The 15,299-nt window shown below is 35.5% G+C and carries 13 protein-coding genes and 1 other annotated feature; of the genes, 3 read left to right on the forward strand and 10 right to left on the reverse strand.

Translation table 11 applies throughout. The features are described from left to right. Positions 1-14: 14 nt before the first annotated feature. Complete coding sequence (locus tag MKY80_RS11885) at positions 15-356, reverse strand: DUF1048 domain-containing protein (RefSeq protein ID WP_090001374.1); 342 nt, start codon at positions 354-356, stop codon at positions 15-17. A gap of 70 nt (positions 357-426) precedes the next feature. Beyond that, positions 427-747 (reverse strand): PadR family transcriptional regulator, encoded by a 321-nt coding sequence (locus MKY80_RS11890; protein WP_090001372.1) that lies wholly within the window; start codon positions 745-747, stop codon positions 427-429. Between the two features lie 660 nt (positions 748-1,407). On the opposite strand from MKY80_RS11890, the gene MKY80_RS11895 reads away from it, so the two are divergent. The 3 genes from MKY80_RS11895 (at position 1,408) to MKY80_RS11905 (ending at position 3,661) form a co-directional block, all read left to right on the forward strand. Beyond that, the gene (locus MKY80_RS11895; protein ID WP_090001370.1) at positions 1,408-1,872 is read left to right on the forward strand and encodes a DUF2975 domain-containing protein; all 465 of its coding nucleotides are present in this window, start codon (positions 1,408-1,410) and stop codon (positions 1,870-1,872) included. 418 nt (positions 1,873-2,290) lie between these two features. Continuing rightward, the gene (locus MKY80_RS11900; RefSeq protein ID WP_089987405.1) at positions 2,291-2,545 is read left to right on the forward strand and encodes a GlsB/YeaQ/YmgE family stress response membrane protein; all 255 of its coding nucleotides are present in this window, start codon (positions 2,291-2,293) and stop codon (positions 2,543-2,545) included. A gap of 840 nt (positions 2,546-3,385) precedes the next feature. Next, positions 3,386-3,661, forward strand: coding sequence for a YqhV family protein (locus tag MKY80_RS11905; RefSeq protein ID WP_008177674.1), 276 nt, complete (start codon positions 3,386-3,388; stop codon positions 3,659-3,661). 282 nt (positions 3,662-3,943) lie between these two features. Here the strand turns inward: MKY80_RS11905 and MKY80_RS11910 are convergent, their stop codons facing one another. The 8 genes from MKY80_RS11910 to MKY80_RS11945 all read right to left on the reverse strand — a co-directional run bounded on the left by MKY80_RS11910 (position 3,944) and on the right by MKY80_RS11945 (position 15,295). Further along, positions 3,944-6,100 (reverse strand): ATP-dependent helicase, encoded by a 2,157-nt coding sequence (locus tag MKY80_RS11910; protein ID WP_342529375.1) that lies wholly within the window; start codon positions 6,098-6,100, stop codon positions 3,944-3,946. 276 nt (positions 6,101-6,376) lie between these two features. Further along, entirely contained in the window at positions 6,377-7,501 is a 1,125-nt protein-coding gene (locus MKY80_RS11915; protein ID WP_089987172.1) for an S-layer homology domain-containing protein, read from the reverse strand. A 368-nt stretch (positions 7,502-7,869) separates the two neighbouring features. Further along, positions 7,870-8,538 (reverse strand): DNA alkylation repair protein, encoded by a 669-nt coding sequence (locus MKY80_RS11920; protein ID WP_089987173.1) that lies wholly within the window; start codon positions 8,536-8,538, stop codon positions 7,870-7,872. 276 nt (positions 8,539-8,814) lie between these two features. Then, on the reverse strand, positions 8,815-10,173 hold the full coding sequence (locus tag MKY80_RS11925) for an amino acid permease (protein ID WP_089987174.1): 1,359 nt from the start codon (positions 10,171-10,173) through the stop codon (positions 8,815-8,817). Between the two features lie 81 nt (positions 10,174-10,254). Continuing rightward, positions 10,255-10,506, reverse strand: a binding site (T-box leader). Positions 10,507-10,625: 119 nt separating this feature from the next. Then, positions 10,626-11,192: a GNAT family N-acetyltransferase gene (locus MKY80_RS11930; RefSeq protein ID WP_089987205.1), complete on the reverse strand. Its 567-nt coding sequence runs from the start codon at positions 11,190-11,192 to the stop codon at positions 10,626-10,628. Between the two features lie 326 nt (positions 11,193-11,518). Beyond that, complete coding sequence (locus MKY80_RS11935) at positions 11,519-11,674, reverse strand: transcriptional regulator (RefSeq protein WP_239354662.1); 156 nt, start codon at positions 11,672-11,674, stop codon at positions 11,519-11,521. Positions 11,675-11,728: 54 nt separating this feature from the next. Continuing rightward, on the reverse strand, positions 11,729-12,214 hold the full coding sequence (locus tag MKY80_RS11940) for a DUF2975 domain-containing protein (RefSeq protein WP_090002680.1): 486 nt from the start codon (positions 12,212-12,214) through the stop codon (positions 11,729-11,731). 465 nt (positions 12,215-12,679) lie between these two features. Beyond that, positions 12,680-15,295, reverse strand: a complete 2,616-nt coding sequence (locus tag MKY80_RS11945) for a heavy metal translocating P-type ATPase (RefSeq protein ID WP_342529388.1) — start codon at positions 15,293-15,295, stop codon at positions 12,680-12,682. Positions 15,296-15,299 lie beyond the last annotated feature (4 nt).

The raw sequence follows: 15,299 nt of genomic DNA on the forward strand, positions 1-15,299 counted from the left end.
ATCATCGGTTCTATTTATTTTTTTCCTAATCGATTCAAAATGCTCTGATTCAAATCTTCACGATACTTGGCGATATAGGTTTTAGCGTTTGCTACTAGTTCATCAGCAAAGGACGCCACGTCTTCACCTGTGATTTCCAGCACTTGTCTGCCTTCCGCTGCACCAGCTTCAAACAAATCGATCAATTCATACTGCATGTGCAGCATATCCATCCCATTGCCCGATGCGAAATTCCACATGTAGTTTTGAATTTTTTTAAATACAAATTGGTAGTCATCCGGAAGTTCCTCAACCCGTGCCATCATCATCTTGTACTCTTTTTTATCACCAATCAATTTTTTTAACATTTCTATCATGTTATTTTCCTCCTTTTTTATTAAGCATAAAAAGATACTTCAAAATTATTGGACGGAATATCATATGAAACTAGATTGACTTCAGGACATTGATTTTCGAAGATATAAAATCCCATTTTTCCCAAAACAACTTAAGTTCTTCACGTCCAGCCTCATTAAGTGAGTAAAACTTGCGGGGCGGTCCCATATCTGACGGTTTCTTTTCAATACTTACCAGATTTTTCTTTTCTAAACGCACAAGGATGGTGTATACCGTCCCTTCTACGACTTCGGTAAAACCTAAGTCATTCAAGCGTCGAGTAATTTCGTATCCGTAGGTTTCATGGCGGCTGATGATTTCCAGTACGCAGCCTTCCAGCGAACCCTTCAGCATTTCTGTTAAATTTTCCATATTTAGAACCTCCTCTACTTTGTCTGACTTATATTCAGTATAACTTAGTACTTGGGTGAATTTATTCAAAACAGCTTTTGAGTAATCAAGCTATTAAGTATTACTTATTACAACTACATAGTATCAACTAGTAGCGTCAGTGTCAACCATTTTTCTTAAATATTTTTAGAATGTTTTCCGTAGCTATCGACACCATTTTTCTTGAAGCTCTTTATTTTTTTCCGTCCACTAACTTATACAGTGGGCTTTCATCTAGGGAAATTTTTATCTTTTGGGATTTCCAGTACCATTCAATAAAATATAGCTAAGTCCATTAACACTCATTATCAGTAATAAGCTTATTTCAATAGATATTAATCATGCAAATTCAAAAAATGAATTTTATTGAATCAAACAAAAACAAGAGCCTCTACTCCAATTAATATGATGCTCATATTCCTTATTTTATTTACGCCATTTAAAAATACCCCTAAAGATAGATTATCCAAGAAAATGTCTAATTATAGACCTCGTATCAAGTTCGTGATTTTTCTATCGCTTGTTAAAACAAGAAAAAATTGAATAACAACAATAATATAACGAAAAACAAAATAAACATATTGATAAACGATAATAAATAAGCTAATATCATATTATCATTAAATCAATGAGGTGCTTCAAATGAATGTTAAACTAAGTTCAACTTTTTTCTTAAAAATCGTTGCTTTTCTTATTGGAATTGCGGTACTTGCTGTGTGTGTATATTGGTTACCTCAAGCAGCTATACGAGATGCGAAAGTGCGTCCCGGAGATTACTCGATATATCCATTATTACTATGTGCCTACGGAGTATGCATTACGTTTTCTGTTGCGTTGTTTCAAGCATATAAACTATTAAGTTATATCCATCTAAACAATGCCTTTTCTGAGTTATCTCTTAAATCCTTGAAGGCTATAAAAAAATGTGCTTTCACAGTTATTTTCTTCATTTTGATTCTACTAGTTTACTTAAGGTTTTTTGCTATGTTCACGGGTGACGATGCAGCAGGTCCGATTGCACTTGGTCTAATAGGGATTTTAATAACAGCTATCATCGCAGCCATTATAGACGTTCTTCAAAAGCCCATAAAAAATGCTCTAGAATAAATGTAGATGTTAACTACTTTCCCTACTGAACCTTAAATGAAAAATGGGCGCCTTTTCTTTTGAAATGACACCCCCATTTCATTAAGTTAAACAGCTATGAAGGATTGAATCCGGTATTGTCCCGTGTTAAATCCTTTTAATTTCTCTGCACTCAAGTTTTTCTATTTAAAATAGCCATACATGCTACCTTAGTTTATTGATGATGAGCCAAGAATGGAAAAAGAAATCATAACAGACAAACTTTTTTTACTTATTTCTGACCATCGATCACATTGTCATATAGATAGAATAGTGTTCTCTATCTTCGTTTAAATTTCCACTTTTAATAATTTTTTCTCAAAATAGTTTGAAGAGGATTAATAAAGGTTATATAACACTATAGCGAAATATTTATAATACAAGATAGGAGATGTACAGTATGAGTTTCATTTGGTTTTTAATAATTGGCGGGCTTATCGGTTGGCTTGCAGGAATAATTTTGGGAAAAGATATCCCAGGTGGCATTATTGGTAATATTATTGCAGGTATTATTGGTGCATGGATTGGTGGTACGCTGCTAGGTAGTTGGGGTCCTAAAATTTCTGATTTCTACATCTTCCCTGCTCTCATTGGAGCAATTTTACTAGTTTTCATCGTGAGCTTAATTATGAAATCATTGCGTCAAGCTGCGTAAGCTAAATAGATTTATGAGTTAAACGAATCAGACACTTAATCAACAATAAATGGTGCTGTATTAATGCTAAAAAAGCGGCCTTCCACAATCTAATCTGTGGAGGACCGCTTTTACTTTGTTCTTATTTACTTAACCATCCTCAGCTCCGTAAATTCAAGAAACAGAATGGCTTATGATTCGCTTAAAAAAAAAGAAAATAATGCAGGCTATTAACGAAAAAATCCCTGTCCCTACAGCAATTGTTCCATTAGCAATGTAAATATTTACTTTTCTTTTTCAGCTTAAATATGAAAAGTAGTCCCGTGGCTGTTGTAATAAGGAAAATTATAAAAAAACCGATAGGCACAATATACATTTAATGAATACCTCCATTGTTAGGTTTAGTTTGATATCCATTTGTATCTAGCAAAAAATAATCTTTTTCAATTCTCATTCTAAAATGATTCATTATTCTTATCAGTTTCCTGAATATATATCACTTCCAGCGTAGCTCAAATGCTAAACATTTCATACCAAGAACTAATAGTAGAAATAAATTCTAGTAAATGGTCTCCCCTCACTTAAAATGAAGAATTCGCAAAGTATGGTAGTGGGATAATTATGTGTGTCTATGACTTACTCAACTAAAAATCTATTTAACCAGAAAAATAGATATATCAAACTGATTCGATTACCTATAAAATCACTTATTAACTCAATACTATAAAGCATTATATAACAAGAATATTTGATATGAGCCCTACATATATTGATGTTAATATTTCTATAAAACAAAAGCCTATGTTGATTCTGTCTGAATGATGGAATGTTCGAATAAACGAAATTATTGATAAAGATAGGATGATGACAATTATTGATAAATCTCTTCTTGCTATGGTTATTTTACGGGTTTTATCTGGAAGTATTGAAGTAAGTGCTGGGTTGTTAATGCTAAAGTTGAATAGTTTAGAAAAAGCATTTTATATTAATACACTGCTTGCTTTGGTTGGTCCAACAGTTTTAATCGTAACGACTGCCATTGCCTTATTTGGACTCGCTGATAAAATTCCTGTCATGAGAATCATTTGCCTATTTACAGGAATTACACTTATTCTAATTAGCTCTCATATTAAGTAAGAAAAAATATCCCACAAAAAGGATGTTATTTAAATTTTAAAACATGACATTTACTTTCTATCATGATCACTAAACAAAGAACCATTCATTTCTTCACAGCAACTAGATATTCTATTCATTAATTACAAGCACCACATGTATCTAACCTATCGAAAACAGATAATATCATCTTTTAACGCGATAACCAACAACAGTCTTTTCTGGCTTTGTTTTTACCAACTTCAATGTGGAACTGACCGAGCGGGTGCCTGTACATTTAGAAAACTCCAGAATACGCTACATTTACTCTTCCATCATTTCTAGATAGCCTTGCTGTAAACATGTATCCGTCACAAACTTCTTATTTCCTGTTGTAAATGACAATTCAATCGTGCTACTTGTAACAGCTACTATTTCACCTTCTCCAAAAATCACATGCATTACTTTCGAGCCAACGATTAACGCTGACTCGGTTGTAATTGTCCGCTCATTATAATATTGCTTCAGTGCTTTCCTCGGGCTTTTCTGCGCTTTCTTTGGTACTTCCTGCGGTGAAACGATTTGTTTTAACTCCTTCATGAAAATCGATGGCACCACACTTGTTTTAAAGCGCTTGCTATACGAAATTAATTCCAAATGGCGAATCGCTCGCGTGATACCTACATAAAAGAGTCGCGTTTCTTCTTCTATTTCTTCTTCCTGCTCACTAGGTAAAATCCCTTCAATTAAGTCAATCAAATACACACGGTCAAATTCTAAGCCTTTTGAACTGTGCAATGTTGTCAGTGTAATGGCATTCAAATCTTTTTTTATGTGAGACGAGCGTGCTAAATGTTCAAGCTGCTTCAAACGACCTGCAAATTCGGTCATCGTCTGCGTATGGCGCGCAATTAAACCAAGTACATCTACAATATCTAGTAAATTTTCATAATTAAAGCCGAGAGTCTCACTCATTTTCTTTAAAGTACGCTCATAACCAAAGTCATAACGGATATGCTCTAGCATGGCGGTTGGCGTCGTTTTATCAAATTGAATGCTTTCATACGTTTTGCGAATTCGCTTAATATATTCTGGCTGATAATCCTTTAACTCAACATGCTCTAACAACTGTGTGAATACACAGCATTCCTCCGGCACCCTTTGTAGTGCCTTCAATTGTGCTGGTGTAATATAAGCATTCATTTTTCTGTAAATTTTTTCAAAGACAGTGATGTTTTTTGTATTGTACGCTAGACGCATGAAGTTCATAATATCCTCCACGACCCAATGCGTAAAAAAGCGAATGGTGGAATCTTTCATATAGAAAGGCAAACCTACTCTGTCAATCGCGTCCATAAGTGGAATGGCTGACGTATTATTTCGATATAAAATAGCCGTTGAGCCACGCTTAGACAGATTTTTCAACTGATCCACTAAATATTTGGCCTGTAAATGGTAATTCTCTAGAATCTTAAATGAGATTGGCTCTGCTGCAGGGTTTTCCGTAAACATTTGTTTGTTATAACGTTTTTTATTACGCTGAATGAACATATTGGCTGGCTCTACAATCGATGCAGATGAGCGATAGTTTTGTGTCATCAGTAAAACTTGCGCCTCCGGAAATACCTTTTGGAAATCCAACAAATAGTCTGGGTCTGCACCGCGCCAGCTATAAATGGCCTGATCCTCATCCGCGACGACGCATAAATTTTGATGCACTGCGACAAGCTTCGCGATAATCTCATGCTGGACGGGCGATGTATCCTGACTCTCATCCGTAAAATAATAATCATAGCGACGTTGGTATTGTGCTAGCACTTCTCGGTTTTTCATGAAAATTTCATTTGCCATTAATAGCATATCGTCAAAATCAATTAACAAATGGTCACTACCTGTGCGCTTATATTCCTCATAACGTTGTAAAATCTGTACTTTTCTTGGCACCTTTACGTTTGCAATATCCCATTCCTGTTCTGGCAGCATTTTATTTTTGATAAACGTTATGTACGTCAGAAGCTCGTCTAGCTGATCTTCAGTAATTTTTGTGTCATTTAATTGTTCAAAAATCTCGCGAAGCACTCGTTTTTTAGAAACAACACCCGGCTTGTCCGATTCTTCAATAATGCCGTACGAAATGCCCTGACGTTCAAGTGTCTGCCGCACAACTTGAAAAGCTAAACTATGAATCGTCGAAAAATCAACCGGTGGCAAATGCGGGAAAAACTTTGCAAAACGTGCCTTCATATCACCTGCCGATGCCTTGCTAAACGTAACAGCCTTTATGCGAGAAGGCTTCACACCAAGCTCCTCAATCATATATCCAATACGCATAATAATCGTCGTCGTTTTTCCTGAACCAGGCGATGCCAATAGTAGCAACGGACCATTCGTTTGCAGCACTGCCTGCATCTGCACATCATTTAGACGAACGCCAAGTGAACGTTCCTTTTCCTCAAAAAACGCTTTTTGCGCTCCATTCATATCCATCGCTCCATTCGAAAAATCTATACTATATTATAACCTAATGAATTCTATGATGAGGATTCTTCAGAGGAAAGTCGTACAATTAGAGCCAATACTGGATCTTAATCCACAATAAAAACCGAAATCAGAAATTCCGGTTCGTCTTTTTTATAAGTAAATTGACTTTATTTCAAACCTATAATTTTGGTGTAAAACTTTTAAAGGTAAAAATCACTTATTTACTTTATGAAAAAAAGCGGATTTGAGATAATAAATCCCTTCCGCTTTTTGTTCTTAGTTGATCTCAGTTTCTAATGTTTCTTTCCAATCTTGGTCAGAGTCATCTTCATCAAGAACAACGTTATAAATTTTCCATTTACCATCATCATTTTTCTTAAGATAAGCAGTACCTGATAAGTCAATGTTCATGTTAAAAGACATATCTGGAGCTGTCATAGATATTTTATATACTAGGTTATCAATGCGAACTTCAGCAAAATGATTAGTTACAGAAACTGCATTGATCACATGTTCACCAATCTGTTCCATCGTGAATTTAGTATCTGCATCTTCTTCAATCATACCTGCCATATCCATACTATCAAGTGAATAAGCTAGTTGGTAACCCATTGTCGTTTCATGATAAAGGGCTTTTAATGCTTCTACGTCTTGTTGTTCAGTAAACTTCATCTCGTCTTTAATGTAACGATCCACTGTTTGAATGCTTGCAGCTGGATCTTCATCTGTTCCTGGCACTAAATGTAAGGCACGGTCAATCATCACGATAGCTTCAGCGCGAGTGGCATCATTGTAAGGTTTGAAGATATTTCCATACCCTTTGATAATTCCTAAAGCTGCCGTTTTCATAACCGCTTCATAGGCAAAATTCCCCTTTGGTACATCCGGGAATACTTTTCCTGTTGCTGAAAAATCAAGCGTTGACTCAAATGCACGGTAAATCATGACTGCCATTTCGTTACGTGTAATCTTATCATTCGGTCGGAAAGTGCCGTCTGGTTTACCATTGATTATGCCTTGGCTGCTAGCAACCTTCACATACTCGTAATACCATTTCGCTGGTTTTACATCAGGGAATGATTTAACTGTTTCACCTGCACGTAAATTCATTGAATTCACTAAAATTTTCGTGAATTCAGCACGAGTAATCGAATTTTTTGGTTTTATAGAGACGTATGTATAATCATATTTCTCCCCATCTTCCTCAAACGATTCTGTTTCCACATATCCGTCTATAATATCTGCATACAGGAAACGTTCCAATTCTTCGTATGCCCAATGATCGTAATCAACATCATCCAAAAAATATAAATCAATGGGTTTTTCTGCTGCGGCTGCTGGTGAAACACAAATAAATCCAAAAAATACAAGGGAAGATAAAAAAACATAAAGTGCTTTCATTGGTGGTTGCCTCTACTTTCTTCTATTAAATTTTTACCAATAGACGTAGTTTACATGACTGCTACAAATATTAATAGAGTGTAAAATATGGAAATGAATAGTGTTTTCAAGAAAAATGGTTTATATAAGATTAGTCGCAGTCCACATGAAAGTCTGGCGGAGGTTTAATTAGCTAATATTTTGGTTATAGGCTAGGAGCATTCAGAATCAAAAAATAAATTATTTCAAGAAAACTTTTCCAGAGGCGAAATGGATTGAATATAAGGAGGAGCAGGAATGGAATCATTAATATCATAAAGACGCTTTCCTTATTTCAGAAAAGCGCCTCATTGTTTTGCATGAAAGCCTAATTTATTTTTTAGCGGTAACTAATTATTTTGTCGTTTGTTCACTTCAATTGTAATGAACTCTGGCAAATAGCTGGGCGTACATCCTTTTGCTACTTTTTCATCTTTGTAAAGACCCGTTTTCTCCCCAAGTCTAATACAACGTTCACGATTCTTTTCATCATAAACACCTATCCATCCTGCGGTGAAATTCATAGCCCACTGCACTTCCGGTTCTTCCTGCATAATATTAGCTTCTAATGCAGATAGCAGGTGTGCAGTGTTATCAGGGGGTATTTGCCCAGTCCATCTCAATCGCCCTTGATAATACCAGAATGCTCGCCTTTGAAGAGTTGAAGCACTATTCTCCCATGACTCCATCAACTCCATTTTCTTCTTGTCTTTGGTGAGCTGATTCGCCATTAACCAATCCATTAAGTTATTTCGCTCATCAAAAGTGTGAGTTTGCATATCCTTATCAAGCTTATTTAGCACATCATGTGAAAGACATTTTTTGTCCATAATTAAAATAGCTAATAGTCTAGGCAAAAACTTTTCGGTTGACCAAAGTTCCATAGCTAGTTCATGGTCTTTTTTAATGTCCTTCGCGATTTTTCGTAGGTCGCCTAGCTTCGTTTTACTATTGATCTGAGATAGAATGTTTTCTGCTTTTGAAGGGCGTGTTATTTCTGTATCTTTTTGTTCATCCATTTTATACAGCTCCTTTATTAAAGCATTATTTCATAATACGATATATATCAAAACTTAATTTCGTTATACGTTTTATTGCCGCGATGTTCCTCCAAAGTTTAACTTTTTTCATAGAAAAAGTCCAAGAAATGTTGGTTTAACAGCATTTCTTGGACTTTGATTTCTTTTTGGGACATTCACGTTTTCTAGAGCATACAAATGATTAATTTTGAGATAGTTGTATCCAATCGTTTTACGTCCCATTGAAGAAAATATCGGTTAAATAAAATGATTTAACTATTTTTTCACATTTATACTGTATCCAACAAATAAGATTAAAAACCAAACTGGTGCGACATATAGCGCAATACGCATGTCTGGAATAAACGCCATTAACACAATCACCATTAATAAGAATGCAATGGCAATATACGTAGAAAGTGGATAAAGCGGAATTTTGAATTTCAGCTCGGCTACTTCCCCTTTCGTTTTTGACTTTCTAAATTTCAATTGTGCTAATAATATAATCATCCAGCTTGTTATGACTGCAACAGTCGCAACAGCAGAAATATAGATGAACACTTTTTCAGGTACTATATAGTTTAAGACAACCGCCATTAATAACACCGCTGAAGAAAATAAAATCCCTCTACGTGGACTACCGTTTTTGCTTACTGTTTTGAAATAGGTTGGACCATTCTTTTGTACCGATAAGTTATGTAGCATACGTCCTGAACCGTATAGACCACTATTAAATGCAGACATTGCTGCTGTAATGACAACAAAGTTAATAATGTGAGCCGCAGCAGGAATGCCAACGTAATCGAAAATTTGAACAAACGGGCTACCCTCTGAACCAACTTCGTTCCAAGGATAAATAATCATCATTACACCTAATGCACCAATATAGAAAATTAATATACGCCAAACGATGTTGTTAATAGCTGAAGGAATTGACTTGCTAGGATTTTTTGCTTCTCCTGCAGAAATACCAACTAATTCAACCCCACCGAATGAGAACATAACTAATACAAGTGACATTAAAATACCATGGAAACCGTTAGGCATGAAGCCACCGTGTGCCCATAAATTATCGAAGCCAATTGCTTCACCTTGGTTGCCAACACCGAAGAAAATAATGGCTAACCCTAGAACGATCATACCGATAATCGCAACAACTTTAATCATCGCAAACCAAAATTCGAATTCTCCGTAGGCTTTTACATTTGCTAAGTTTACAAGAGTCATTATAACGAGTACTACAAGGGCAGTTACCCATTGTGGAATATCAGGGAACCAGTAGTTAATGTATACTCCGACTACTGTTAATTCTGCCATACCAACGACAATCCACATGAACCAATACGTCCAACCCGATAAGAATCCAGCAAAGCGCCCTAAATATTTATTCGCGTACGTACTGAACGAGCCTGAAACAGGTTCCTCTACTGCCATTTCGCCTAATGCACGCATAATTGTGAAAATAACTAATCCGCCAATTAAATAAGCTAGTAAAATAGATGGCCCAGCCATTTGGATGGTTGAACTAGAGCCATAAAATAAACCGACTCCAATGGATCCGCCAAGTGCAATTAATTGCATATGACGTGTACTTAATCCGCGCTTTAGCTGTGAATCTTGATGATTGTCTTTCATAATGTCTAACTCCTATTACGTTTAGATTTTCAAATACTTTGCTCAAAAAAGGAATAAAAAAAAACGCCCTTTTGGATTAACCAAAAGGACGATTCAACTCGTGTTACCACCTTTAATTTATAAGCAATTCACATTACTTACCTTAAGAAGTACGGTCATTTGACGATACTCTCGCACATGATTACGGGTGCTTACCGGTGTAGCCTACTTAGAATGATCTTTTCGGTACACAGCTCCAAGATGAATTCTCAATCGTTTTACATGCACCTCTCATCAACCGGTAACTTTCTGTTCGTAAAAATAATTGATACTATTTCTTTTCATAGCCTTTGTTCTATACAAATATTTTTGAATTGTTTTTCATTTTACAGCAAAAAAATATTTTGTCAATATAAATTTTCTTCATACCCCATTTAAATTGCAAATGATATTTTTCGATACAATTCACCAATTTAATTTATTTTGGAATAAATACAAGTGTCAGTCAGCTTGCTGCCATCTGCGGATAGATCTTCATTCCTTAATATACCTTCCAACATAAAACCAAGCTTTTCCGGAATAAAACGACTTTTAAAGTTTGTTGAATCACATCTTATTTCAATTCTCTTACATTCGAGGTGATTTAATCCGAAGTTCACTAACTCCTTTACCGCTTCCGTCATATAGCCATTACCGCTATATTTGGTATTAATCCAGTATCCTATTTCACATTTAGGAATACTCCAGTCAATCCCATGAAGGCTCGCAGTTCCAATAAGGTCCTTGCCGCCACTTTTATCAAAAATAAGAAAACGAAAGCTTTCTCTTTTTAAAAAATTTATATGAGCATCCCTTAACAAGATTTCTGTTTCTTCAACTGTAGGGAGTTGTTGGAAAAGTGACAACCATTCTTTTAATTCAGTAAAGGAATCTTTAATGGCCTGGTTCACCATTTCTCCGTCTCCAGTTAGAAGCGGTGCACGAAGAATTAACCTTTCTGCTTCTAATTGTAAAGGAATATCTAAAAACAAAGGGTTCATTTGATTTGCCCCAATCCTTGATTTTTTTAGAATAATAAACAACTACATCAAACTCTTCGATTATGGTGATCCTACCTGTTCGCATTAATGGGAGATCCCGCCCCAGCATTATTCCCCCTCCCCACCTACCGAAGTTTTCTTATCATCATAGCCATATGTACATTTCGTATTGATTAATAAAGTATTTTATCCAAAGGAATAGGTTTAGTCAACGACTATTGTTCGACACTATTTGGCCATTTAGATGATCAAAGAAAGACGCTTTCCTCACTATAGAAATGCGTCCGATTGCTGAAAAATGACTGTTCCAAAACCTATTCCCTTTATTAATTGTCTTCTTCACCTTTGTACGCCAAAATATCAAGTGGCTGGCAACCCAAAGTCTTGCTTCTAATGCGAACCGCTTTTGCTTCCCCATTTTTTACAATAGAAAGATTTTCATATTCTTTCCAACCTTTTTTGGAAAGCTCCGTTAAGTTCATTTTTCATTTTGCTCACATCATATCAATACTCATAATAATTGCTATATATCCACCTCAAACGGTCCAATCATTTTCTGATTTTATAAGAATGGCTTCCTGTAGAAGCCGTTGGAGGATAGAAGCAAAAACAGCAATCATCAACGAAGCGAAAATAATGATGAGCACCATTATACCAATAGGAGGGTCAACTTTTCTTGCTATAAAATGAAAGATTGGCATACCTAAAGCATACAGCCCGCTGATTATAATCGCGCAACACTTGATGTTCTTTAATGACTTTACAGATAACTCAGAGAAAGTAATGTCCTCGTCAATATACTTTAAAAGCTTAATAGCCTGATAGAGAGCAAAGAAAAAAGGCATAGCCGCTCCATACATTACGATGAAAATAAGAGATGTCATTGGAGAAAAATTTGGATACAAGCTTGATGCGAAATTAGCTATATGGGGCACTAAAAATATACATAAAGCGAGAATTGCAATCCCAGCGAGAAAAATAATTACCTTTAAGAAAGTCGTTGAACCTCGTTTAACATTCATTTGAAGCACCTCACTTATTTAATAACATAATAAATTTACCACAAAATTTATTGATTAGCGATAAAATTACATTGATTAAAATTATATTTTTATTGTTTTATTTGTATACTTTTTTAAATTTAACATTCGTTAAAATAGTCATAATAAAAACTCGACCCAAAACTAATGGATCGAGTTAAGTTTGACTTCCATCTATTCGATTTTTACTTCTGGATATTTTTGTTTATGGGTGGAGATGTTGAGAGCAGCTTGCATTTCTTTATGAATCGAAGAATGAGGCTTGGTGTTTCACCGTGAATTTCTATAAGCGATAATTAACTGTTCCTTCTATTTCCTACTCCAATTATTTAGTCTATAGATTGGGCGAAGGCATACTTCAACTCAATATTGGTCAATCAGGTATTTCTGGATTTTCGTTTGCCAACATGATAAAGACACCAAAGTAAATTCTTTGGTGTCTTTATATTACTTAGTTTTTAGTAATCGAAGTGAATTTAAAATAACAATCAACGCGGCCCCAGTGTCACTTAATACGGCAAGCCATAGCGTTAGCCATCCAGGGAATATCAACATTAGCGCAATAACCTTAATGATAATTGAAAAGATAATATTTTGTTTTATAATCATTAAAGCTTTTTTACTGAGTTTGATTGTATGTGGTAACTTATCAAGGTTATCAGCCATTAATACAATATCTGCCGTTTCCAAGGCTGTATCAGTACCTGCGCCCCCCATTGCAATGCCCAAATGTGCAGTTGCAAGAGCTGGGGCATCATTTATACCGTCTCCTACCATAGCGACTGTGTAGCCTTCATTTTGGAGCCTTTGAATGGCATTCACTTTATCTTCTGGTAATAAATTAGCGAAGTAACGACCAACATTGGCTTCTGCAGCAATCATTTTAGCAGCTCCATCATTATCTCCCGTTAACATGACAGTTTGATTAACACCTTGTTGCATCACTAAATTTAAAGTTGAAACCGTTGACGATCGAATCATATCTGATACTGAAACTAAACCTAATATCTCTTTTTCTGTACCAATAATAACCACTGTTTTCCCGTGATCTTGCATTTCATGGATACGTTGGATTAATTTATTTAAAGAAACACCAAGCTCCTCGAAAAGCTTCACATTTCCTGCATAATAAATTGTATCCCCAATTTTTGCTTGAACACCCTTCCCGACAATATTTTTGAAATCTGTCCCGATTTTTTTCTCAATATTGTGGTCCACTACATAATTTGTAATGGCTTTAGCAATAGGATGCGTGGAATATTCTTCTAACGTTAGTGCTAGTGATAGAAATTCTACTTCAGCTATCTCTTCCACTTGAACATCCGATACAGTAGGTTTGCCTTCTGTTAATGTTCCTGTTTTATCAAATGCAACGGCATCGATCTTGCCGGCAATCTCAAGAAATGTCCCGCCTTTGATAAGAACGCCATTTTTAGCTGCGTTCCCAATAGCTGAAACTATGGCGACTGGTGTTGATATAACTAATGCGCATGGACAAGCAACGACCAATAACTCAAGACCTTTATAAAACCACTCGCCGGCTGTTCCAAAGCCAAGTATGGGTGGAATAATAATCAATGCTAATGCAGAGATAAATACTATAGGTGTATAGATGCTTGCAAATTTATCAACAAATGCTTCTGTCGGTGCTTTTTTCTCTTGTGCTTCCTCTACCAGATGAATTATTTTAGCGATAGTAGTATCTGCAACTAGTTTTGTTACTTTTACTTCCAATGTACCATGTTCATTAATTGTACCCGCATAAACAATATCTCCAATTTGTTTATCTACTGGAATAGATTCACCCGTTATAGGTGCTTGATTAATACTTGACTCTCCCATTAGTATTTCACCATCTAATGGGATTTTTTCTCCTGGTTTAATAACAATGATTTGGCCAAGTATAATTTCTTCAACAGGTTTCTTTTCAATTGCTGTACCTACTTTAACCCAAGCTTTTGGTGGAGCTAAGTCCATTAAATTTGAGATTGAATCTCGAGTGCGTTCGATTGATTTTGTTTGTAGGTAAGTGCCAATAGCAAACAACCAAACAACCGTCGCGCCTTCAAGCCATTCTCCTATCACCATTGCACCTATTGCTGCACCAGACATTAGAACATTCATATCGAGCGCTCGGCTCTTAACTGCATAAAATGCACTTCGTACTGGTTTATATCCACTAATAATTAGTGCAATCCCATAAAAAAGATTAATTAGCCATTCAGGAAGAGCTGTATATGATCCAATAAACCCTAATACTATTAAAACTCCTGAAAAGATGATGACGTTGTTTTCAGTTTTCGATTGCTTTTGTTTTGTGTTTGAGGATTTATTTTCTACAAGAGTAGCTTTAAATCCAATTTTTGAGACTTCAGAAATAATTTCATCTGAAGTTCCATCGTGTTCAACTTTCATTTTTCCAGTAGAAAAGTTGACGTTTACATTTGAAACTGTTGGTATACTCATTAAATGCTTTTCAATACTTTTCGCACAGCTACTACAATCCATGCCACCTACATCATACGTTTTTAAATGATTATTTTGTAGGATGGGTTCTGCCTTAAATCCTAGTTTTTTTACAGTACGTTCAATAGGCAATAATGCTTCTGAATTATCCGCTCTTACCTGCATTTTTGCAGTACTGAAATTCACTTGAACTGTACGAATATCTGGGAGAGTAACTAACCCTTTCTCTATGGTTTTCGCACATGCTGCACAATCCATTCCGAAAATCCGATACGACATTTGACAATGAACAAGTTCTATTTGGTTTGAGTTACTATGATTTGCTGAAATATCTTCAAGTGAAATAGATGTCTGTCTCGATTCTTCACTACAGCTTGAGTTGTTACTGTTATTAGTAGTTTTTAATGTTGATGTTGTTGATGATGTGGAAGAGCAGCAACTCTTACCTATTTGCTCATCATTAACATTTTGATTTGACTCACAGCAACTTTTATCTATCTGCTCATCATTAACATTTTGATTTGACTCACAGCAACTCTCTTCTATCTGCTTATCATTATCATTATGACTATTTGAACTACAGCATTTATCGGCCATATCA

Source organism: Lysinibacillus sp. FSL R5-0849 (assembly GCF_038595075.1).
Classification (GTDB): domain Bacteria; phylum Bacillota; class Bacilli; order Bacillales_A; family Planococcaceae; genus Lysinibacillus; species Lysinibacillus fusiformis.

What these genes read in the sequence shown, in the direction of transcription:
- MKY80_RS11885 (WP_090001374.1), bottom strand. Translation starts at nt 356, where the DNA reads ATGATAGAAATGTTAAAAAAATTGATTGGTGATAAAAAAGAGTACAAG.
- MKY80_RS11890 (WP_090001372.1), bottom strand. Translation starts at nt 747, where the DNA reads ATGGAAAATTTAACAGAAATGCTGAAGGGTTCGCTGGAAGGCTGCGTA.
- MKY80_RS11895 (WP_090001370.1), top strand. Translation starts at nt 1,408, where the DNA reads ATGAATGTTAAACTAAGTTCAACTTTTTTCTTAAAAATCGTTGCTTTT.
- MKY80_RS11900 (WP_089987405.1), top strand. Translation starts at nt 2,291, where the DNA reads ATGAGTTTCATTTGGTTTTTAATAATTGGCGGGCTTATCGGTTGGCTT.
- MKY80_RS11905 (WP_008177674.1), top strand. Translation starts at nt 3,386, where the DNA reads ATGATGACAATTATTGATAAATCTCTTCTTGCTATGGTTATTTTACGG.
- MKY80_RS11910 (WP_342529375.1), bottom strand. Translation starts at nt 6,100, where the DNA reads ATGAATGGAGCGCAAAAAGCGTTTTTTGAGGAAAAGGAACGTTCACTT.
- MKY80_RS11915 (WP_089987172.1), bottom strand. Translation starts at nt 7,501, where the DNA reads ATGAAAGCACTTTATGTTTTTTTATCTTCCCTTGTATTTTTTGGATTT.
- MKY80_RS11920 (WP_089987173.1), bottom strand. Translation starts at nt 8,538, where the DNA reads ATGGATGAACAAAAAGATACAGAAATAACACGCCCTTCAAAAGCAGAA.
- MKY80_RS11925 (WP_089987174.1), bottom strand. Translation starts at nt 10,173, where the DNA reads ATGAAAGACAATCATCAAGATTCACAGCTAAAGCGCGGATTAAGTACA.
- MKY80_RS11930 (WP_089987205.1), bottom strand. Translation starts at nt 11,192, where the DNA reads ATGAACCCTTTGTTTTTAGATATTCCTTTACAATTAGAAGCAGAAAGG.
- MKY80_RS11935 (WP_239354662.1), bottom strand. Translation starts at nt 11,674, where the DNA reads ATGAACTTAACGGAGCTTTCCAAAAAAGGTTGGAAAGAATATGAAAAT.
- MKY80_RS11940 (WP_090002680.1), bottom strand. Translation starts at nt 12,214, where the DNA reads ATGAATGTTAAACGAGGTTCAACGACTTTCTTAAAGGTAATTATTTTT.
- MKY80_RS11945 (WP_342529388.1), bottom strand. Translation starts at nt 15,295, where the DNA reads ATGGCCGATAAATGCTGTAGTTCAAATAGTCATAATGATAATGATAAG.